This window comes from Actinoplanes campanulatus (assembly GCF_014647795.1).
Taxonomy (GTDB): Bacteria; Actinomycetota; Actinomycetes; order Mycobacteriales; family Micromonosporaceae; genus Actinoplanes; species Actinoplanes campanulatus.
In genome coordinates this window covers 1,075,859-1,098,338 of sequence record NZ_BMPW01000001.1, presented here as the reverse complement: position 1 = coordinate 1,098,338, position 22,480 = coordinate 1,075,859, and the positions used below count along the sequence as shown (strand labels likewise).

General features: G+C 73.3%; 8 protein-coding genes. All 8 read left to right on the top strand.

The features are described from left to right. Window positions 1–10,838, top strand: a 10,838-nt coding sequence (locus IEZ13_RS04840) for a non-ribosomal peptide synthetase (protein WP_189285727.1), incomplete at its 5' end; no start/stop codon positions are given. A gap of 68 nt (window positions 10,839–10,906) precedes the next feature. Beyond that, the gene (locus tag IEZ13_RS04835; protein WP_183217007.1) at window positions 10,907–12,154 is read left to right on the top strand and encodes an MFS transporter; all 1,248 of its coding nucleotides are present in this window, start codon (window positions 10,907–10,909) and stop codon (window positions 12,152–12,154) included. Window positions 12,155–12,445: 291 nt separating this feature from the next. Further along, window positions 12,446–12,709 (top strand): hypothetical protein, encoded by a 264-nt coding sequence (locus IEZ13_RS04830; protein WP_183217005.1) that lies wholly within the window; start codon window positions 12,446–12,448, stop codon window positions 12,707–12,709. Between the two features lie 39 nt (window positions 12,710–12,748). Beyond that, window positions 12,749–15,022: an MMPL family transporter gene (locus tag IEZ13_RS04825; RefSeq protein ID WP_183217003.1), complete on the top strand. Its 2,274-nt coding sequence runs from the start codon at window positions 12,749–12,751 to the stop codon at window positions 15,020–15,022. Between the two features lie 2 nt (window positions 15,023–15,024). Further along, entirely contained in the window at window positions 15,025–15,651 is a 627-nt protein-coding gene (locus IEZ13_RS04820) for a DUF4097 family beta strand repeat-containing protein (RefSeq protein ID WP_229794440.1), read from the top strand. Between the two features lie 108 nt (window positions 15,652–15,759). Continuing rightward, window positions 15,760–16,527 (top strand): thioesterase II family protein, encoded by a 768-nt coding sequence (locus tag IEZ13_RS04815; protein WP_183216998.1) that lies wholly within the window; start codon window positions 15,760–15,762, stop codon window positions 16,525–16,527. Next, on the top strand, window positions 16,524–16,802 hold the full coding sequence (locus tag IEZ13_RS04810) for an MbtH family protein (protein ID WP_183216996.1): 279 nt from the start codon (window positions 16,524–16,526) through the stop codon (window positions 16,800–16,802). The genes IEZ13_RS04815 and IEZ13_RS04810 overlap by 4 nt, the downstream gene beginning before the upstream one ends. Beyond that, a complete protein-coding gene (locus IEZ13_RS04805; RefSeq protein ID WP_183216994.1) occupies window positions 16,799–22,468 on the top strand; it encodes a non-ribosomal peptide synthetase in 5,670 nt (1,889 codons plus the stop codon). The genes IEZ13_RS04810 and IEZ13_RS04805 overlap by 4 nt, the downstream gene beginning before the upstream one ends. Window positions 22,469–22,480: the final 12 nt, after the last annotated feature.

Below are 22,480 nucleotides of genomic sequence, written 5' to 3'. Positions count from 1 at the left end.
TCTCCGCCGCCCTCTCGGCCTGTGCGGGTGTCCGTGAGGCGGTCACCGTCCTGGCCGACGGTCGCCTGGTCGGCTACCTGGTTCCGTCCGCCGGCCGGCTGGACACCCGGGCGATCCGCGAGACGATCGCCCGCACGCTGCCCGACTACATGGTTCCGGCCGCCCTGGTCGAGATCGACGCGATCCCGCTGACCACCAACGGCAAGCTGGACAAGCGGGCCCTGCCCGCCCCGGACGGCGGTCAGCTCCCGGCCGCCACCGGGGTCGCCCCGCGCACCCCGCTGGAGCAGCAGCTCGCGCTGGTCTGGGCGCAGGTGCTGGACCTGCCGCAGGCCGGGGTCGAGGACTCGTTCTTCGACCTGGGCGGCGACTCGATCCGGGCGGTCAGCCTGGTCGGCGCGGTCCGGGCGGCCGGCCACGACATCTCGGTCACCGACGTGTTCGAACGGCGTACCGTCGCCGCGCTCGCCGAGCTGATCGGCAGCCGGACGGCTCCGGCCGAGCCGCACCGGGCCACCGCGCCGTTCGCGCTGATCAGTGACGCGGACCGGCGGCTCGTGCCGGACGGGGTGGCGGACGCCTACCCGATGCTCCAGGCGCAGGCCGGCATGCTGTTCGAGCTGGAGGCCGGCGAGGTGGCGCACTACCACAGCACCGGCGGCTACAGGGTGATCGACGACGCGCCGTTCGATGTGGACGCGCTGCGGGCCGCGGTCCGGGCAGTCTGCGCCCGGCACGAGGCGCTGCGGACGTCGTTCGACCTGTCCACCTACTCGATCCCGCTCCAGCTGGTGCACGAGCGGGCCGAACCGCCGGTCGGCGTGGTCGACCTGCGCGGCCTGGACGACGCGGCGCGCGACGCCGCGCTGGACGACTACGTCACCGGCGAGCAGTCCCGGCCGATCGACCCGGCCGCCGTCCCGCAGCTGCGGATCGGCGCCCTGGTCGCGGACGACGGCTGGTGGCTGGCGCTGTCCCGGTCCCACATGATCACCGAGGGCTGGAGTCAGCACGAGATGCTGATGGAGCTCGTCGACTGCTACCGGGCGCTGCGCGACGGCGCCACCCCAGCGCGGCCGGACACCCTCGGGGTCCGGTTCGCCGACACGGTCGCCGCCGAGCTGGCCGCGCTGGAATCCCCGGCGCACCGGGAGTTCTGGCAGGGCGTCGTCGACGACCGGATGCCGTTCCGCCTGCCCGCCTGGGGCGACGCGACCGGGCCGGACGAGGCGTACCAGATCACGGTTCCGGCCATGGACCTGGAGGGGCCGCTGCGCGGGCTCGCCATGAGCTCCCGGACGTCGGTGAAGAGCGTGCTGCTCGCCGCCCACCTCAAGGTGCTCAGCCAGCTCACCAACGAGCCGGCCTTCCACGCCGGGCTGGTCTGCGACACCCGGCTGGAGGTGCTCGGCGCGGACCGGGTGCACGGCATGTTCCTCAACACCCTTCCCTTCCCGTACGACCGGTCGGCCGCCACCTGGCGGCGGCTGGTCCGCGCGGTGTTCGACGCCGAGGTGGCCATGTGGCCGCACCGCCGCTTCCCGATGGCCGGGGTCTCCCGGCTGGCCGGCGGCACCGGGCGGCTCGTCGACGTCATCTTCAACTACCAGGACTTCCACAACCTGGACGGCGAGCGGATCGACCTGGCGGCGGGCTTCGGCACCGGCACCAACGAGTTCGGGCTGACCGTCACCACCTCCAACGGCGGTCTCACCCTCAAGACCCGTACGTCGGTGCTCTCCCGCGAGCACGCCGACCGCCTCGCCTCGATGTACCGCCAGGTGCTGGAGGCGATGGCCGCCGACCCGGAGGGCGACGCCACCCGGGTGTTCCTGCCCGCCGACGACACCGCCCGGATCGCCGCCTGGGAACCGGCCACCGAGGACACGGTCACCGACCGTCCGGTGCCGCTCTCCTTCGCCGGGCAGGCCGCCCGTACCCCGCGGGCGCTCGCCGTCCGCGGCGACGGCTTCGAGGTGACGTTCGCCGAGCTGCTGGGCCGGGCCGGCGCGGTCGCCGGGCGGCTCCGGGCGGCGGGGGTGTCCCGCGGTGACCGGGTCGGTGTGCTGGTGGACCGGGGTCCGTGGCTGCACGCCGCGATGCTCGGCGCCTGGTTCGCCGGCGCCGCCTACGTGCCGGTCGACCCGGCGTTCCCGGCGGCCCGGATCACGGCGATGCTGGACGGCGCGGCCGCCCTGGTCACCGACGCGGACACCGCGTTCGACGGCCCGGTGGTCCGGGTCGAGGGCCTGGAGCCGGCCGTGTTCGAGCCGGTCGACGTCGACCCCGACGAGCTGGCCTACGTCATCTACACCTCCGGTTCGACCGGAAAGCCGAAGGGCGTCGCGGTCTCCCACCGCGGCCTCGCGAACCACGTCGGCTGGGCGGTGCGCGATCTGGCCGTCGCGGGTTCGAAGACCGGCGGGGGTACGGGCGGAGCCGTCTTCTCCTCGGTCGCGTTCGACCTGGTCGTCCCGAACGTGTGGGCGCCGCTGCTGGCCGGTCAGCCGGTCGAGATGCTCCCGCCGGACCTGGACCTGTCCGAGCTGGGCGCACGCCTGCACTCGGCCGGCCCGTTCGCCTTCCTCAAGCTCACCCCCGGCCACCTGGAGGTGCTCTCCCACCAGCTCACCCCGGAGCAGGTCACCGACCTGGCCGGCGTGATCGTGGTGGCCGGTGAGGCGCTGCCCGGCACGCTGGCGGGCCGCTACTCGCCGTCCGGCCGGGTCGTCAACGAGTACGGCCCCACCGAGGCGAGCGTCGGCACCTGCATCTTCCCGGTGCCCGCCGACCCCGGTACGGGTGTGGTGCCGATCGGCGCCCCGCTGCCCGGCATGGTGATGCGGGTCCTCGACGAGCGCCTCAACCAGGTGCCGGTCGGCGCTCTGGGTGAGCTGTGCGTCGGCGGCACCGGCGTGGCCCAGGGCTATGTGGACCGTCCCGGCCTGACCGCGCAGAAGTTCGTGCCCGACCCGTACGGCCCGGCCGGCTCCCGCCTCTACCGCTCGGGTGACGTGGTCCGCTGGCGTGGCGACGGTGTGATCGAGTACCTGGGCCGTTCCGACGACCAGGTCAAGATCCGTGGCTACCGGGTGGAGATCGGCGAGATCGAGACGGTGCTCAACGAGCACCCCGCGATCACCGAGGCTCGTGTCCTGCTCGTGGGGGGACGGCTCATCGCGTACGTCGTCGGGTCTTCGGAAGTCGGGTCTTCCGAAGGGGTTGCCGCGTTCTGCGAGCAGCGCCTCCCGGAGTGCATGGTCCCGGCCGCGTTCGTCGAGCTGGACGTCATGCCGCTGAACGCCAACGGCAAGGTCGACCGCCGGGCGCTGCCCGAGCCGCCGGCCGCCGGGCCGGAGACCGTCGACGACACCCCGATGACCGCCGTCGAGACGGCCGTCGCCGAGGCGTTCCAGCGGGCGCTGGGCGCCGCCCCGATCGGCCGCAACGACCGCTTCTTCGAGCGGGGCGGCGACTCTATCCGGGCCGTCGCGGTGGTCGGCGCGCTCCGCGGCCACGGCTTCGACCTGACCGTGCGGGACGTCTTCGCCCAGCGCACGGTCGCCGACCTGGCCGCCGTCCTGGCCGGCCGGGGCGCGGGCGTCGCGGCGCCGGCGGTCACCGAGCGGTACGCGCTGATCAGCGCCGCCGACCGGGCACTGCTCCCGGCCGGAACCGTCGACGCCTACCCGCTGGGCGAGGTCCAGCTCGGCATGGTGGCCGAGTACTTCGCCAGCGGTGAGCGCCGGACCTACCACAACGTGGCCGCCCGGCGGATCACCGACGGCCGGCCGTTCGACGAGGCCGCGTTCCGCCGCGCCGTCGAGGTGATCACCGCCCGGCACGAGAACCTGCGGACGTCGGTGCACCTGACCGGCTACTCGGTGCCGATGCAGATCGTGCACGGGACAGCCGAGGTGCCGGTGCGGGTGGTGGACGCCCGCGGCGCCGACGAGCGGCTGCTCACCGCCGAGGTGGCGGCCGAGCGGGCGAACCCGATGGACTTCCGGTCCGCGCCGCTGATGCGGCTGGCCGCGCTGGTGGAGAACGACACCACCTGGTGGCTGCTGATCACCTGCTCGCACGTGATCACCGACGGTTGGAGCAGCGCCACCTTCGAGATGGAGCTGGCGAACGCGTACCGGGAGATCCGCGACACCGGCGCGCCCGCCGCCTACGAGCCGCCTGCCGTCCGCTACGCGGACGTCATCGCCGGAGAGCTGGCGTCGCTGCGTGATCCGGAGGACGCCGCGTTCTGGAAGCGGGTGGTCGAGGGGCACGCACGGTTCGACGTTCCGGCCGCGTGGGCGGTCACTCCGGGCGACAGGCCGGAGGCGTACGGGGTGAGCGTCCCGATCGACGACCTGGCAACCGATCTGCGGGCCCGTGCGGCCGAGGCTGGTGTCCCGTTCAAGACCCTGCTGCTCGCCGCCCACCTGGAGGTGCTCAGCCGGGTGGCCGGCGCGCCGGCCTTCCACACCGGTGTGGTGTTCCACGGCCGGCCCGAGGCGGTCGGCGCGGAGCGGGTGCTCGGCATGCACCTCAACACGCTGCCGTTCCCGCACCGGGCCGGCGCCCGGACCTGGCGTGAGCTGCTCACCCGGGTCCTGGAGCAGGAGACCGAGGTCTGGTCGCACCGGCAGTACCCGCTGTCCCGCATCCAGCGGGACGCGGCCGTCGACGGCCGGCTGATCGACGTGCTCTTCAACTACATCGACTTCCACCAGGTCGACGGCGAGATCGTCGACCAGGGCTTGGCGGTCAACCAGCGGGCCAACGACTTCGGTCTGTCGGTGCACGCGTTCGGCGACCGCCGGATCGGCATCGCCACCGACGGCGTGCTGCTCGCCCCGCGGTACGCGGACCAACTCGCGGCGCAGTACCGGTCGGTTCTGACCGGGATCGCCGCCGGACTCGACGAGGAGGCGACAGTGCTTCACGATGGCGACCCGCTCGCACACGACCCGCTCGCACACGAGCTGTTCGAGGCCCGGGTGGCCGCGGACCCCGATGCTGTCGCGGTCGTGGCGGGCGATGACGAGCTCACGTACGCCGAGGTCAACGCCCGGGCCAACCGTCTCGCGTGGCTGCTGCGCGACGCCGGGGTGGGCCCGGAGGACCTGGTCGGCGTGCACCTGGAACGCGGCCTGGACCTGGTGCCGACCCTGCTGGGCGTGCTCAAGTCCGGGGCCGGTTACCTGCCGCTGGACCCGGCCAACCCGGTCGAGCGCCTCGGCTACGTGCTGGAGGACGCGGGCGCGGACATCGTGGTCACCTCGGCCGCCCTGGCGCCCGGCCTGGCCGACGTGTTCGACGGGAAGCTCATCCTGCCGCCCACCGAGGGCCGGATCGACAACCCGCCGCGGGTGTCCACCCCGGAGAACGTGATCTACACGATCTACACGTCCGGTTCGACCGGGAAGCCCAAGGGCGTGGTGCTGACCCACCGCAACGTGACCCGGCTGCTCGACACCGCGCAGGAGCACTACTCCTTCGACGACGCGGACGTGTGGTCGATGGCCCATTCGTACGCCTTCGACGTGTCGGTCTTCGAGATGTGGGGCGCCCTGGCGTTCGGCGGCCGCCTGGTGGTCGTGCCGCGGGACGTGTCCCGCTCGCCGGAGGACTTCCTGAACCTCCTGGTCGACCAGCAGGTCACCGTCCTGTCGCAGACGCCGACCGCGTTCCGGTCGGTGGTCACCGCGGCGGCCGGCGGTGACCGGCGGATCAAGCTGCTCAGCCTGCGCGCGGTCGTCTTCGCCGGCGAGAAGCTGGAGGTGGCCGAGCTCAAGCCGTGGGTGGACCGGGTCGGACTGGGCCGGGTGGCGCTGGTCAACATGTACGGGATCACCGAGACCACCGTGCACACCACGTACCACCGGCTCACCAAGCGCGACCTCGCGCCCGGCGCGGGAAATCCGATCGGCCGGCCCCTCTCCGACCTGGAGATGCACCTGCTGGACGAGGGCGGCAACCCGGTTCCGCCGGGTGTCACCGGCGAGATCTACGTGTCCGGGCCCGGCGTGGCCCGCGGCTACCTGGGCCGCCCGTCGCTGACCGCGCAGCGGTTCGTGCCGGACCCCTACGGCCCGGCCGGCAGCCGCATGTACCGCAGCGGCGACCTCGCCCAGCAGCGCCCGGACGGCGCCTTCGAGTTCTTCGGGCGGGCCGACGACCAGGTGAAGATCCGCGGCTTCCGGATCGAGCTCGGCGAGATCAGCGCGGCGATCAGCGGCTGCGACGGCGTCCGCGAGGCGGTCACCGTGCTCGGCGCGGACGGCCGGCTCGTCGGCTACGTGGTGCCGGCCGAGGGGCAGACCCCGGACCCGCGGGCGATCCGGGAGACCATCTCCCGCACCCTGCCCGAGTACATGGTCCCGGCCGCGCTGGTCCCGATCGCCGCGATCCCGCTGACCACCAACGGCAAGCTGGACAGGCGGGCCCTGCCCGCGCCGGAGGCGAGCCAGTGGCGCAGCGGCGGCGAGTACGTCGCCCCGCGCACCCCGCTGGAGGCCTCGGTCTCGCAGATGTGGCAGTCGGTGCTCGGCATCGACCGGGCCGGCGTCACCGACAGCTTCTTCGACATCGGCGGCGACTCGATCCGGGCCGTGGTGCTCATCGGCACGCTGCGCGACCACGGGTACGACGTCGAGGTCAAGGACCTGATGCGGCACCCGGTCCTGGGCGAGCTGTCCGCGCTGCTGGCCCAGCGTGCCGGAGCCGCCGCGCCGGCCGACCCGGTGCGGCCGTTCAGCCTGATCAGCGAGGACGACCGGGCGCTGCTGCCGGACGGTCTGGACGACGCGTACCCGCTGCTCCAGGCGCAGACCGGCATGCAGGTCGAGATGCTGGTCGGCGGGGAGCACCCGCCGTACCACGTGGTCACCAGCGTCCGGATCCGCGACGGCCGCCCGTTCGACGCGGAGCGGTTCCGGGCCGCCGCGGCCCTGCTCGCGCCGCGCCACGACGTGCTGCGCAGCACCGTCAGCCTGGACGGCTACTCGACACCGATGCAGCTCGTGCACACCGAGGTGCCGGTGATCGTCCCGGTCGCGGACCTGAGCGGACTCGACGAGGCCGAGACCGCCGCGGAGATCGAGCTGTTCGTCGCCGACGCCGGCCGGCACCCGCTCGACCCGGCCGGGCCGCCACTGCTGAAACTCGCCGTGCACCTGTGCGCGGACGGCAGCTGGCAGCTCACCGCCATCAACTCGCACGTGGTGCTGGACGGCTGGAGCCGGCGGACGCTGTTCGTCGAGCTGTTCGAGGCGTACCACAACCTGATCGAGGGCCGTCCGGTCGAATGGGCGCCGCCGGCGCTGCGGTTCGCCGACACGGTCGCCGCCGAGCTGGCCGCGCTGGCCTCCGAGCCGGAGCAGGAGTTCTGGCGCTCGCAGGTGGAGAACTGCCCGCGGTTCTCGCTCCCGGCCGGCTGGGGTGTCGCGGACGGCGAGCCGGGCGGCACGATCGTCGTGGACATCCCGTTCGCCGACCTGGAGGACGGACTGCGCACGGTGGCCGCGCGGGCCGGCGCCCCGATGAAGAGCACGCTGCTGGCCGCACACCTCAACGTGCTCGGCGGGCTCACCCCGGAGTCGTCGTTCCTGTCCGGGCTCACCCACCACGTACGGCCGGAGTCCGCGGACGCCGACCGGGTGCACGGCATGTTCCTCAACGTGCTGCCGCTGCGCCACGACCGGGGTGCGCGCACCTGGCGGGACCTGGTGGCGGCCACCTTCGCCCGGGAGCGGGAGGTGTGGGAGCACCGGCACTTCCCGATGCCGCAGATCGAGCGCAGCCACGGCGACGGCGGCCGGATGATCGAGGCCTACTTCAGCTACCACGACTTCACCGGGCTGGGCTCCAGCCTGGACGGTGAGGTGGCGGTCGGCGACAGCCTCGGCCACAGCAGCAACGAGTTCGGGCTGTCCATCTCGACTGGCCCGGGACTGCTGCACCTGCGCTGCAACCTCCAGCTGCTGTCCCGCGAGCACGCTTCCCGGCTCGCCTCGATGTACCGCTCGGTGCTGGAGGCGATGGCCGCTGACCCGGAGGGTGACGCCACCCGGGTGTTCCTGCCGGTCGGTGAGGCCGAGACGGTCGCCGGTTGGGAGTCGGCGGCCGAGGGCGCGGTGACCGACCGTCCGGTGCCGCTCTCCTTCGCCGGGCAGGCCGCCCGTACCCCGCGCGCGGTCGCGGTCCGTGGTGACGGCTTCGAGCTGTCGTTCGCCGAGTTGCTGGGCCGGGCCGGCGCGGTCGCCGGGCGGCTCCGGGCGGCGGGCGTGTCCCGCGGCGATCGGGTCGGTGTGCTGGTGGACCGGGGTCCGTGGCTGCACGCCGCGATGCTCGGCGCCTGGTTCGCCGGCGCCGCCTACGTGCCGGTCGACCCGGGCTTCCCGGCGGCTCGCGTGGAGTCGATGCTGGACGGCGCGGCCGCTCTGGTGACCGATTCCGATCGGTTTGCCGACGGTCCGGTGGTCCGGGTCGAGGGCCTGGAGCCGGCCGCGTTCGAGCCGGTCGACGTCGACCCCGACGAGCTGGCCTACGTCATCTACACCTCCGGTTCGACCGGAAAGCCGAAGGGCGTCGCGGTCTCCCACCGCGGCCTCGCGAACCACGTCGGCTGGGCGGTCCGGGACCTCGCGGTGGCCGGCTCCCTGATCGGCGGGGGCACCGGTGGCGCGGTCTTCTCCTCGGTCGCGTTCGACCTGGTCGTCCCGAACGTGTGGGCGCCGCTGCTGGCCGGTCAGCCGGTCGAGATGCTCCCGCCGGACCTGGACCTGTCCGAGCTGGGCACGCGCCTGGAGGCCGCCGGCCCGTTCGCGTTCCTCAAGCTCACCCCCGGTCATCTGGAGGTGCTGTCGCACCAGCTCACTCCCGAGCGGGTCACCGGCCTGGCCGGCGTCATGGTGGTCGCCGGCGAGGCGCTGCCCGGAGCCCTGGCCGGTCGCTACTCCCCGTCCGGCCGGATCGTGAACGAGTACGGCCCGACCGAGGCGAGTGTCGGCACCTGCATCCACCGGGTGCCGGCCGACCCGGGCTCCGGCGTGGTGCCGATCGGCGCCCCGCTGCCCGGCATGGTGATGCGGGTCCTCGACGAGCGCCTCAACCGGGTCCCGGTCGGGGCGGTGGGCGAGCTGTTCGTCGGCGGCGAGGGCGTGGCCCGGGGCTACCTGGACCGTCCCACGCTGACCGCGTCCCGGTTCGTGCCCGACCCGTACGGTCCGGCCGGCTCCCGGCTCTACCGCTCGGGCGACGTGGTCCGCTGGCGGGGTGACGGGGTGGTCGAGTACCTGGGCCGTTCCGACGACCAGATCAAGATCCGTGGCTACCGGGTGGAGATCGGCGAGATCGAGGCGGTGCTCAACGAGCACCCCGCGGTCACCGAGGCCCGGGTGCTGCTGGTCGACGACCGGCTGACCGCGTACGTGGTCGGCTCCGCCACCGGTCTGCGGGCGTTCTGCGACGAGCGGCTGCCCGACTACATGGTCCCGGCCGCGTTCGTCGAGCTGGACGTCATGCCGCTGAACGCCAACGGCAAGCTGGACCGGCGCGCGCTGCCCGAGCACACGCTGTCGATGGACGACTTCGAGCCGCCGGTCACCGAGACCGAGCGCGGCCTCGCCGAGGTCTTCACCGAGCTGCTCGGCGTCGAGCGGGTCGGCCGTGGCGACGGCTTCCTCGCGCTCGGCGGCCACTCCATCCTGGTGATCAAGGCGGTCGCGACCGCCCAGCGCCGGGGGCTCCCGCTGTCGCTGTTCATGATGTACCAGCACCGGACCCTGGCCGCGCTGGCCGAGGCGGTCGACGAGCAGATCGCGACCGAGGCCGCCGCCAAGGCCGCGCCGCAGGTGGCCGCGCCCGGCCTGGTGTCCCGTCAGGAGTGGCGCGACGCCATGGAACGGCACCACGTGCCGGGCCTGAGCGTGGCCGTCATCGCCGGCGGCGAACTGGTCGAGGTGGAGACGTTCGGGCAGGCCGCGGCGGGTGTCCCGGTCACCGGGCGGACGCCGTTCCAGGCCGGCTCGCTGAGCAAGCACCTCACCGCGCTGGCCGTGCTGCGGCTGGTCGACGAGGGCCGGCTCGACCTCGACGAGGACGTGAACCGTTACCTGACCGGCTGGCAGGTCCCCGCCGGGGACGGTCCGGTCACGCTGCGGCAGCTGCTGGCGCACCGCTCCGGCCTGTCGTCCACCCCCGGCGGCGGCTTCCTCCCGGGCGGTCCGGCGCCCTCGCTCACCGAACTGCTCGACGGGGTCACCCGGATCGAGGCGGCCGGCGCCGGCTTCCGCAAGGCCAACGTCCACTACGTGGTGGTGCAGCAGATCCTGGGCGACGTCACCGGGGAGCCGTTCGACGGGCTCATGCGCCGGCTGGTGCTGGACCCGCTGAGCATGGTGGACAGCGGCTTCGACCAGGACCACCCGGCCCGGTCGGCCGGCCCGGTCGCCCACGGCCACGACCGCGACGGGGAGCCGATCGAGGGCGGCTGGCGGGTCCGCCCGGACGCCGCCGCCGCCGGTCTCTGGTCCACGCCGGCCGACCTGGCCCGGGTGGCGATCGAGCTGCGACGGTCCGCCCTGGGCCGCCCGCAGGCCCTGCTCCGGCGGGACACCGCGGCCCTGATGATCACCCCCTACGAGGACAGCCTGTACGGGCTCGGCACGGTCGTCGACCCCAGCGCCGGGACCGAGTTCGGTCACGGCGGCACGCCGACCGGCTACCACGGGCTGTCGGTGATCGCGCTCAGGTCCGGTGACGGGCTCTGCGTGATGACCAACGGCGACGCCGGTGAGCAGGTCGTCAAGACCGTCGCCGCCCGGCTGCGCTCCCGATAGTCCACCGTCCACGGCCGGCCGGCTCGCCCATCGAGCCGGCCGGCCATTCCCTTTTCCGGAGCTTGCTGATGACCTCGACCTCGCACATCACACCGGGCGCCGAGGCGCCGGCCCCGGTGCCGCCACTGCGCCGTAACCGGGACTTCCGGATGCTCTGGGTGGGCGCCGGCGCCTCGCTGCTAGGGACCCGGGTGGCGGTCGCCGCGTACCCCCTGATGATCCTGTGGGGTGGCGGCACGCCGGCGGACGCCGCGCTGGTGGCGTTCGCGACTCTGCTGCCGCAACTGCTGTTCGTGCTGCCGGCCGGCGCGCTCGTCGACCGGTGGAACCGCCGCCGGGCCATGCTGATCTGTGACGCCGTCGGGTTCTCCGGCATGGCGAGCCTGGTGGTGGCGCTGCTGTTCGGCGAGGTGTGGCTGCCGCACGTCATGCTGGTCGCCTTCCTGGACGGCGCCGCCGTGATCGTCTACCGGCTGGCCGAGCGCGCCTCGGTACGCCACGTCGTGCACCCCACGCACCTGGGCGCCGCCCTGTCCCAGAACGAGGCCCGCGGCCAGTCCACCGGCCTGATCGGGCAGCCGGCCGGAACCGCCCTGTACTCGGTGTTCCGGTGGCTGCCGTTCGCCTTCGCCACCGTCACCCACCTGGTCGCCTTCCTGACGCTGCTGACCGTGCGCCGGGACCTCCAGGACGAGCGGGTCAAGCCACGGCGGATGCTGACCACCGAGATCGCCGAGGGGTTCGCCTGGGTGTGGCGGCACCGGTTCATGCGGTCGGCGATCCTGCTGGTCGGCGGCAGCAACCTGGCGTTCCAGGTGATCAACCTGACCCTGGTGCTGATCATCCGCGAGGGCGGGCATCCGCCGTACATGGTCGGTCTGCTCGGTCTGCTCGGCGGCCTGGGCGGGCTGCTCGGCGCGCTGGGCGCCGCCCGGGTGATGCGGCGGGTGCCGGTCCAGGGAATCCTGATCGGCGTCCTGGGGCTGTGGGCCGTCCTGATCGCCCTGGTCGCCGTCACCACCCTCCCGGCCGGGCTGGGTGCGCTGATGGGCGGCATGGCGGCGCTGGGCGCGCTGCTCAACGTGGCCGCCGCGACCTACCAGATCCGGGTCACCCCGGACGTCATGCAGGGCCGGGTGACGAGTGTGTTCGCGCTGATCGGATCGGGTCTGAACTCGGTCGGCGCGCTGCTCGGCGGGGTCCTGCTGAGCGCCGCCGGAACGTCCCGGGCCGCCCTGATCGCGGCCGCCGGCATGGCTGTGCTGGCCCTCCTGGCGCTCTGTGTGCCGTCGATCCGCCGCCCACCCGTCGAGTGAGACAAACACGTGTCAGTTTTCTTTGACAGGTGCCCGACCCTCCTGTAAGTTTTTTCTTACACATGAAGTGCCCTGCTGATAGGGGTCCCCCTGGAACCCGTTTGATCACCCCGAACGAGGCCGGTCCGCCCGAAAAATCCACTTAGGATCACTTCGAGGCAAGCCGGGCCGGGGTTCAGATCACGTCAGCAGGCCGCGAGAAGGGGATGGCCACATGAGCGAGCTTGCGAGCGAATCATCCAGCTCAGTCCTGAACTCATTGCGACACCGGAGCGCAGCGGAGGTGGCGCGATGAGCTACGGCAACGACCTCACCAGCGTGCTGGCAGTGGTGGGAATCGTCCTGGTCCTGGTCCTGATCATCACTCAGGTCGCCGCCACCTGGCGGGCCCGCATCGTCGCCCAGCGGGACGACGACCACTACCGCGAGCTCAGCCAGCGGTATGCCGAGCTGGTCCTCGAGCACGACGAGCTGCGGCAGCGGGTGGCCGGCGAGCTCACCGGCGTACGTGAGTCGGTGGTCTCGATGGAGCAGATGATGCGCGAGCTGAAGTGAAACCCCTCCCCCCTCTCAGCTGATCCAGGAAGGACAGTCATGTCACGGAAGGCGTCGTCGACGACGGCGAAGGGTCCCCTGTTGGAGCGGATGGTGGGCTGGTCCGCCCGCCATCCCAAGAAGGTCATCGTGGGCTGGATCCTCCTGGTCGCCGTGGCGGTGCTGCTCGGCGACGCGGCGGGATCGGGCGCCAAGACCACCGACGCCGGTGAGGCCGGTCGTGCGCAGAGCATGATCCGCGAGCAGAAGGTCACCTCGTCGTACACCGAGAACGTGCTCATCGAGGCGCCGGGCCGGGACAAGCCGTTCCTCGGCAGCGCCGAGCTGGAGAGCACCGCCAAGGACCTGAGCGACCGGATCAGGGCGCTGCCCGGTGCCACCACCGAGATCGTGACGCCGCTCGACAACGAGCGGACGCGCGCCGTCCTGGTCTCCGAGGACGGGAAGTCCGGCCTGGTCAGCTTCACGATCCCGGGCCCCGGGGCGGAGGCGGACAAGCACTTCGCGAAGATCAGGACCGAGGTCGAGGCGGTCCAGGCCGCGCACCCGGACGCCCGCGTCGCGATGGCCGGTGACATCTCACTGACCTCCGCGGTCGACAAGGCCGCCGACGAGGACCTGGCCCAGGCCGAGCTGCTGTCCCTGCCGGTCACCCTGATCATCCTGGTGGTCGTCTTCGGCGCGCTGATCGCCGCCGCCGTCCCGCTGTTCCTCGCCGCCACCGCGGTGCTCGCCGGCCTCGGCGTCCTCGGCCTGGTCGGCACGGTCATCCCGGCCAACAGCACGGTGTCGTCGGTGGTGCTGCTGATCGGCATGGCGGTCGGCGTCGACTACTCGCTGTTCTACCTGCGCCGTGAGCGGGAGGAACGGGCCGCCGGTAGGGACGCGGCCGAAGCGCTCAAGATCAGCGCCCGGACCTCGGGGCACGCCGTGGTCGTCTCCGGCATCACCGTGGTGCTGTCGCTGGCCGGCCTCTTCCTGGCCCAGATCGACACGTTCAACGGCATGGCCATCGGCACGATCATCGTGGTGAGCCTGGCGGTGCTCGGTTCGGTCACCGTGCTGCCGGCGATGCTCAGCCTGCTCGGCCGTCGGGTCGACGCGCTCCGGCTGCCGTTCCTCGGCCGTTCCCGGACCACGGCGACCACCTCCCGCGGCTGGTCGGCGATCGCCGGCGGCGTGACCCGCCACCCGGTCGTCTTCGGCGGCATCGCCCTGATCGCGCTGGTGGCGCTCGCCCTCCCGGCCTTCGGCATGAAGCTCAGCGAGCCCGGTCAGCTCGACTCGCTGCCGCGCAGCATCCCGGCGGTCGACGCCGGTGTCCGGCTCCAGCAGGCGTTCCCCGGCGGCGCCGACCCGGCGCAGGTCGTGGTCTGGGGCGCCGGCGCCACCACCGGCGCGGCCGACCAGGCCGTCGAGGAGCTGCGCCGGCAGGCGGCCGCGAGCGACCTGCTCGGCGACCAGATCTCGGCCAACCCGGTCGGGGACGTGCTGAGCATCAAGGTCCCGCTCGCCGGCGGCGGCACCGACGACACCTCGGTCGAGGCGCTGCGCACCCTGCGCGAGGACGTGCTGCCGCAGGCGTTCGCGAACACCTCCGGCCTGGAGTACGCGGTGGGCGGCCGCACCGCCGGCCTGCACGACTTCGCCACGGTGCTGGAGACGCGGACCATCTGGGTGATCGGCTTCGTCCTGGTCCTGTCGTTCATCGTGCTGGTCATCGCGTTCCGGGCGCCGCTGGTCGCCGCGGTGTCGATGGTGCTCAACCTGCTCGCGATCGGCGCGGCGATCGGCATCGTGGTCCTCGGCTTCCAGAACGGCAACCTCGCCGGGCTGCTCGGCTTCTCCTCCTTCGGCGGAGTCGTCAACTGGCTGCCGCTGTTCATGTTCGTGATCCTCTTCGGACTGAGCATGGACTACCACGTCTTCATCCTGAGCCGGGTCCGGGAGCGCTGGGCCCGCGGCGAGTCCGCCAAGGACGCGGTCATCCACGGCGTCGGCAGCAGCGCCGGCGTGGTGACCAGCGCGGCGGTCGTCATGATCGCGGTCTTCGCGATCTTCGCGACGCTCTCCGGCATCGAGTACAAGATGCTCGGCGTCGGCATGGCGGTCGCCATCCTGATCGACGCGACGATCGTCCGGGGCGTGCTGCTCCCCGCGTCGCTGTCGCTGCTCGGAGACCGGGCCTGGGCCCTGCGCGGCCGGCCCGCCCCGGTCGTCGAGCCCGAGCCGACCACAGAGAACACGATCGAGCCCGGCGAGGACGTCAAGGTCCTCAGCCAGGTGGGCGCCACGGAGGAAGGAACCCGATGAAGATGACCAAGGCAGGCGTGAGCACGCTGGCGATCGCGATGTGCGCGCTGCTGGCGGCCGGGTGCGACCCGAACGCGAGCGGATCCGACCAGAGCGCCGGGAACACGTACGACATCAGCGACAAGGTGAGCACCATCTCGCTGGACGCCCGCGGCGGCAACGTCACCCTCACCGCCTCGGACACCTCCGCGGTGAAGGTCACCGAGGACCTGAACTACTCGGACACCAAGCCGGAGACCTCGCACAGCGTCGACGGCGACACGCTCAAGCTGGTCGACAAGGGCTGCGGCGGCGACAGCTGCCACGTCAACTACAAGATCGAGCTACCCAAGGGCACGGTCGTGCAGATCAAGACCGCGGGTGGCGACATCACCGGCCACGGTCTCGGCGCGAACGCCACGGTCGACACGTCGGGCGGTGACGTCAAGCTGGAGTACTCCACGGCGGCGACCCTGGTCGACGCGACGAGCGCGGGTGGCAACGTCACGATCAAGGTGCCGGCCGGGCCGTACGAGGTGGACGCCAAGACCGACGGCGGCAACCGCGAGGTGTCGGTGCAGGAGGTCCCGGGCTCGTCGAACAAGATCAAGGCGAAGTCCGGCGGCGGCAACGTCACCGTCTCCAGCTGACCGGGCGAAACACAATAAATATAGATAGACGCGGCACAGTGGGGTCCCGGACGGTCGTCGCCGTCCGGGACCCGGCCGTTCCGGCCACGAGCAGAGAGTCTGCACGCCATGACTGTTGCCAAGCACGTAGCGGCGCGTGACTGCTTCCGGGTGATAGCGCCTCGGCCCGCCGCACGGTTGACCCTCTTCTGTTTCCCGCACGCGGGTGGCGCCGCCAGCTCGTTCCATCAGCTGGCCACGCTGCTCCCGCCCGACATCGAGCTGGTCGCGGTGCAGTACCCGGGCCGGCAGGACCGGTACGGCGAGCCGATGCCCCGTACCCTCGCCGAGCTGGTCGACGAGATCACCGGCGCCATGCTGGAGCGCCTCGACCGCCCGGCCGCCTTCTTCGGTCACAGCATGGGCGCCACGGTCGCCTTCGAGACGGCCCGCCGCCTGCGCTCCCGGCGGCCGAACGCGCTGCGGCGCCTGTTCGCCTCCGCCCGCCGGGCCCCGCACCACGACAACAGCAGGGCGCTGACCTTCCCGGACGACGCGTCGGTGCTGCGCTATGTCGACTCGCTCGGCGGTGCGGGCGCCCAGTTGCTCGCCGACGCCGAGCTGCGGGAGCTGGCCATGCCGATCCTGCGCGGTGACTTCCGGCTGATCGCCGACTACCGGTACGCCCCCGGCGCCCCGCTGACCTGCCCGATCACCGCCATCGCCGGGGACATCGACGCGTCCTTCACGGTCGACCACGCCACCGAGTGGGCCCGGCACACGGTCGCCGGGTGCGAGGTCCGCGCCGTCCAGGGCGGCCACTTCTACACCGAGACCGCGCCGGGCGCGCTGGCGCGGCTGATCACCGAGAAGCTCGCCGCGGAGGTGACGGCATGAGCGCGAACCCGTTCGACGACAGCGAGGCCCGGTTCCTGGTGCTCACCAACGAGCACGACCAGCACTCGCTGTGGCCGGCCACGGTCACCGTGCCGGCCGGCTGGAGCGTCGCGCTCGCCGAGTCCGCGCGCGACGAGTGCGTCCGCTACGTCGAGCGCAACTGGACCGACCTGCGCCCGCGGGGAGCCTCGCCAATGAGCGAGCTTGCGAGCGAATCATCGAGCTCAGCATCCCTCGCATGCCGGCACCGGAGCGAAGCGGAGGTGGCGGCATGAGCGCGGCCAAGCTGCCCGAGGGCATCGAGTCGGCGCTGCCGCTCACCCCGCTCCAGGAGGGCCTTCTGCTGCACGCGGTCCAGGAGCAGGACGACGGGGCGGGGATCGACGTCTACGCCACCCAGCTGCGGCTCGACCTCGACGGCGACCTCGACCCCGCTCGCCTGCGGTCGGCCGCCGACCGGCTGATCGCCCGGCACGGCGCGCTGCGCGCGGCCTTCCACCATCGTGGGCTCAAACGGCCGGTGCAGCTCATCCACCGCGAGGTGCCGGCGGCCTGGAGCGAGCACGACCTGACCGGTACGCCCACCGCGTCCCGCGAGGACGAGGCCGCCCGGATCGCAGGAGCCGAGCGGGCGGCCGGGTTCTCCCCGCACCGGCCGCCGCTGCTGCGGTTCGCCCTGCTCCGTCTCGCCCCCGGCCGCCACCGGCTGGTCCTCACCGTGCACCACCTGCTGTGGGACGGCTGGTCGGTGCCGGTGGCGCTGGGCGAGCTGTTCACCCTCTACGCCGGGCGGGACGCGACGCTGCCGCCGGCGCCCCAGTTCCGCGACTTCCTGGCCTGGCTGCGCGCCCGGCCCACCGAGCCCGCCGAGCAGGCGTGGACCGGGGCGCTCGCCGGCCTCGGGACGCCCACGCTGTACGCGCCGCAGGCCGCCGAGCTGCCCGCGATCATGCAGCACGAGGTGCGTGCCGTGCTGCCCGCGGAGATCGCCGACCGTCTCGCCGAGCAGGGCCGCCGGCACGGCTGGACCCTGAGCACCGTGATCCAGTTCGGCTGGGGCGTGCTGCTGTCCCGGGTGCTGGACTCGGGTGACGTGGTGTTCGGCACCACCGTCTCCGGCCGCCCACCGCTGCTGCCCGGCAGTGACCGGATCGTCGGCCTGCTGCTGAACACGGTGCCGGTCCGCCTGCGCCCGGAGGCGGGGGAGACCGCCGCGAGCTGCCTGGCCCGGCTCCAGACCACCCAGGCGGAGCTGATCGAGCACCACCACACCCCGCTCGCGGCCATTCAGCGGGCCGCCGGGCACCCGGCGCTGTTCGACACGACGACGGTGTTCCAGAACTTCCCGCTCGACCACGAGGCGGTCACCGCGCCGCTGACCGCGGCCGGCGTACGCGTCACCGGATACCGGATCGAGGACAGCACCCACTACCCGCTGCGCCTGGCGGTCACCGCGGGCGACGGGCTGGAGATGCGTCTCGGCCACCGCCCGGACGTGGTTCCGGCGGACGAGGCGGCGGCCCTGCTGGACCGGCTCGCCCGGCTGCTGACCGCGGTCGCCGAGAACCCGGACGTCGCCGTCGACGACCTGGACCCGCTCAGTGCCGGGGAGCGCGCCGACGTCCTGTACCGGTGGAACGACACCGCGGCGGAGGTGCCCGGCGGCACGCTGATCTCCCGGTTCGAGGAGCAGGCGGACCGGACCCCGGATGCCGTCGCCCTGCGTTTCGAGGGCGCGGCTCTCACGTACCGTGAACTGGATGAGCGGGCGAATCGCCTGGCCCGGCGGCTGATCGCCGAGGGCGCCGCGACCGGCCGCCTGGTCGGTGTGGCCCTGCCCCGCTCGTTCGACCTGGTCGTGGCGCTGTACGCGGTGCTCAAGACGGGCGCCGCCTACCTGCCGATCGACCCCGACTACCCGCCCGCCCGGATCGCCCGGATGATCGAGGACGGCGACCCGGTCTGTGTCCTGACCGAGGACACCACGGTCGACCTGACCGGGGTTCCCGCCCACCGGCTCACCGCGGCCGAGCGGCGGCCCGCCGGCCCGGACGACACCGCGTACGTCATCTTCACCTCCGGATCGACCGGCCGCCCGAAGGGTGTGGCCGTCCCGCACCGCGGCATCGTCAACCGTCTCGTGTGGATGCAGGAGCGGTACGGCCTGCGCCCCGGCGAGCCGGTCGCGCAGAAGACGCCGGCCGGTTTCGACGTGTCGGTGTGGGAGTTCTTCTGGCCCTGCCTGGTCGGCGCGACCCTGGTCATCGCCCGTCCGGAGGGGCACCGCGACCCGGCCTACCTGGCCGCGCTGATCCGCGACGAGCTGATCACCACGGTGCACTTCGTGCCGTCGATGCTCGGCGAGTTCCTCCGGGAGCCGGCCGCCGCCGGCTGCACCGGGCTGCGCCGGGTGATCTGTAGCGGCGAGGCCCTGCCGGTGGACCTGGAGCGCCGGTTCGCCGAGCTGCTGCCCGGGGTGGAGCTGCACAACCTGTACGGCCCCACCGAGGCGTCGGTCGACGTGACCGCCTGGGAGTGCCGCCCCGAGCCGGGCGCGGTGACCGTGCCGATCGGCTCGCCGATCACCAACATCCAGGTGTACGCCCTGGACCGCCGCCTGCGCCCGGTCCCGCCCGGTGTGGTCGGCGAGCTGTACCTGGCCGGGGTGGGCCTGGCGCACGGCTATCTGGGCCGGGCCGGGCTCACCGCGGAACGGTTCGTGGCCTGCCCGTACGGCCTTCCCGGCGAGCGCATGTACCGCACCGGCGACCTGGTCCGCTGGCGTCCCGACGGCGCCCTGGAATACCTGGGCCGCAGTGACCACCAGGTCAAACTGCACGGGCAGCGGATCGAGCCGGGCGAGATCGAGGCCGCGTTCGCCGCCTGCCCGGACGTCTCGCAGTCGCTGGTGCTGGTCCGCGAGGACCGTCCCGGCGTGCAGCGGCTGGTGGCCTACGTGATTCCCGAGCCGGGAACCGCCCCGGATCCGGCCGGCCTGCTGGAGTCGGTGGCCGGAACGCTGCCCGCGCACATGGTCCCGACCTCGCTGGTGCTGCTGGACGCGTTCCCGGTCACCCCGAACGGCAAGGTGGACCGCAACGCGCTGCCCGCCCCGGAGACGCCCGTCGTCGGCCGTACCGGGGGTGACGAGCCGCGGTCGGCGGCCGAGACGGTGTTCGCCGACGCCTTCGCCGCGGTGCTGGGCCAGGAGCGGGCCGGTGTCTCGGACAGCTTCTTCGACCTGGGCGGCGACAGCATCCTCGCGATGCGGGTGGTGTCGCTGGCCCGGCAGGCCGGCTGGATCGTCACCGCCAAGGACGTGTTCCGGCTGCGCACGGCGGCCGCGTTGGCCGCGGCCGCCCGGCCCGCCGACGCGGTCACCGTGGAGAGCGCGGACGCCGCGATCGGCCGCGCGCCCCTGCCGCCGCTCGGGTCGTCGCTGGTCGCCCGGGGCGGTGAGTTCCGCGGCTTCCACCAGGCCGTCGTGGTCGAGACACCGGCCGGGCTGGACGACGCCACGCTCGCCGCCGCGCTGCGCGACGTCGTGCGTCACCACCCGGTGCTGCGGGCCCGTCTGCTGCCCGGGAACGACGGCTTCGAGATCCCGCCGCCCGCCGGTGACGACGTGGAGATCCTGCTGCCCGCGCCGGGGGAGACGTCGGCACACGACGCGGCCGAGTTCGCCGCCCGCCGTCTCGATCCCGGTCAAGGTCAAAACCTTCTGGGCGTACGGGTGAGCGCCGACCGTCTCGTGCTCTGCGCGCATCACCTGGTCGTCGACGCCGTCTCCTGGCAGGTGCTGCTGCCCGACCTGGCCGCCGCGGCCGCCGCCCGCACCAGGGGTGGGTCACCCACCCTGGACCCGGTGCCGGTCTCCTACCGCACCTGGGCCGTCGGCCAGGCGGCCGGCGACGTGCGGAGCACCACCTACGGTGTGGCCGGCGACGCCCGGCACGACGAGATCACCGTGCCGGCGGACGTGGTCGAGCGGCTCGAACGGGTGGCGGAGAAGTTCCACGCCCGGCTCGACGACCTGCTGATCACCGCGCTGTCCCGGGCCCTGCCCGGACCCGGCGGGCCGATCGACGTGGAGGGGCACGGCCGCGACACGGACGCCGACCTGTCCCGTACGGTCGGCTGGCTGACCAGCGTGCGCCCGGTCCTCGCGGAGGGTGCGGGCGCCGACCGGCGGGCCGCCCTGATGCGGGTGAAGGAGCAGGTGCGGTCCGGCGCCGCCACCGTTCCGGCGGCGGTGCTGTTCAACTACCTCGGCGCCGTCGGCGGGGCGATCCCCGGCGCGTGGCCGCTGGTCACCACGGAGGCACTGCCCTCCGGCACCGACCCGGGCATGCCGCTGGGCTACCGCACCGAGGTGCACGTCCAGGCGCGCCCGGGGGAGCGGGGGACCACCCTGCACGCCCGGTGGATCACCGCGGCCGGGTACCGGGTGCCCGCCGAGCGGTGGCGCGACGAGCTGACCGGCCTGGCCGCACTGGCCGATCCGGCGGTTCCGGGCGGGCGTACCCCCTCCGACCTGCCGCTGGCCGGGTTGTCCCAGGCGGAGGTCACGGCGCTGGAGGCCCGCGTACCGGATCTCGCCGACGCCCTCGCGCTGAGCCCGCTCCAGGAGGGTTTCCTGTTCCACGCCGCGGAGGCGCGCGACGGCGGCACCGACGTCTACACCACGCAGGTGCGGCTCGACCTCTCCGGGAACGTGGACCCGGCCCGGATCCGGGCGGCCGGTCAGGCGCTGATCGACCGGCACTCGGCCCTGCGTACCGGCTTCCACCAGCTCGAGAGCGGCGCCGCGGTGCAGGTCGTCCGGCCCGTCGGGGTGCTGCCGTGGCGGGAGACCGACCTCGGCGTGCTGCCCGCCGAGGAGCGGGAGGCGGCGGCCGACCGGTTGGCCGCCGCCGAGCGGGGCGGCTTCGACCTGGAGCGGCCGCCGCTGCTGCGGCTGGCCCTGATGCGGCTCGGCCCGGACGCGTGGCGGCTGGCGGTCACCGGCCATCACATCGCGCTCGACGGCTGGTCGATGCCGATCCTGGTGGACGAGCTGCGCCGGTTGTGGAGCGACCCGGAGGCGTACGCGGACACCGTCGCGCCGGCCCACCGCGCGCACGCCGAGTGGCTGTCCACCCGGGATGCCGGCGCGGCCGAACGGGCCTGGGCCGGGAACCTGCACGGACTGCCCGGCCCGCTGCTGGTCGCCCCGGAGACCCCGGGCGCGGCGGTCACCGCTCAGCGGCAGACCATGCGGGAGCTGCCCGGCACGGTCGTCCGCCGGCTGCTCGACTCGGTCCACCCGCTGGGCGTCACGCTCAACACCGCGGTCGAGTTCGCCTGGGGCCTGGTGCTGGCCCGGATCACCGGCCGGGAGGACGTGGTGTTCGGCACCACCGTCTCCGGCCGCCCGGCCGACCTGCCCGGCGCGGACCGGGTGATCGGCCTGTTCGTGAACACCGTGCCGGTGCGGGTGCGGCTCGACTCCGGCCGGACCGTCGGGCAGGCGCTGACCGCGTTCCAGGACGAGCAGACCGAACTGCTCGACCACCAGCACCTCGGGCTGGGCCGGATCCACCGGCTGACCGGCTGCACCCAGCTCTTCGACACCACGACGATGCTGGTCAACTACCCCTTCGATGTGGAGTCGCTGGCCGAGGAGGACGGCGCCGGCATCCGGGTCACCGGGCTCGGCCTGGACGACGCCACGCACTATCCGCTGCGGCTGGTCGCGGTGCCGGGCCCGGACGACGGCCTCACCGTACGTCTCGGCTACCGGCCCGACCTCGTCACGCTCGCCGAGACCGAGGCCCACCTGGACCGGGTGATGCTGGCGCTGGAGACCCTGGCCGACGGCCTGGACCGGCCGGTGCGCGAGATCGACCTGCTCAGCGCGGCGGAGCGGGATACGGTCGTGGCGCAGTGGGGAGGCTACTGATCACGTGACAGA

What these genes read in the sequence shown, in the direction of transcription:
- IEZ13_RS04825 (WP_183217003.1), top strand. Translation starts at nt 12,749, where the DNA reads ATGTCACGGAAGGCGTCGTCGACGACGGCGAAGGGTCCCCTGTTGGAG.
- IEZ13_RS04810 (WP_183216996.1), top strand. Translation starts at nt 16,524, where the DNA reads ATGAGCGCGAACCCGTTCGACGACAGCGAGGCCCGGTTCCTGGTGCTC.
- IEZ13_RS04835 (WP_183217007.1), top strand. Translation starts at nt 10,907, where the DNA reads ATGACCTCGACCTCGCACATCACACCGGGCGCCGAGGCGCCGGCCCCG.
- IEZ13_RS04815 (WP_183216998.1), top strand. Translation starts at nt 15,760, where the DNA reads ATGACTGTTGCCAAGCACGTAGCGGCGCGTGACTGCTTCCGGGTGATA.
- IEZ13_RS04805 (WP_183216994.1), top strand. Translation starts at nt 16,799, where the DNA reads ATGAGCGCGGCCAAGCTGCCCGAGGGCATCGAGTCGGCGCTGCCGCTC.
- IEZ13_RS04830 (WP_183217005.1), top strand. Translation starts at nt 12,446, where the DNA reads ATGAGCTACGGCAACGACCTCACCAGCGTGCTGGCAGTGGTGGGAATC.
- IEZ13_RS04820 (WP_229794440.1), top strand. Translation starts at nt 15,025, where the DNA reads ATGACCAAGGCAGGCGTGAGCACGCTGGCGATCGCGATGTGCGCGCTG.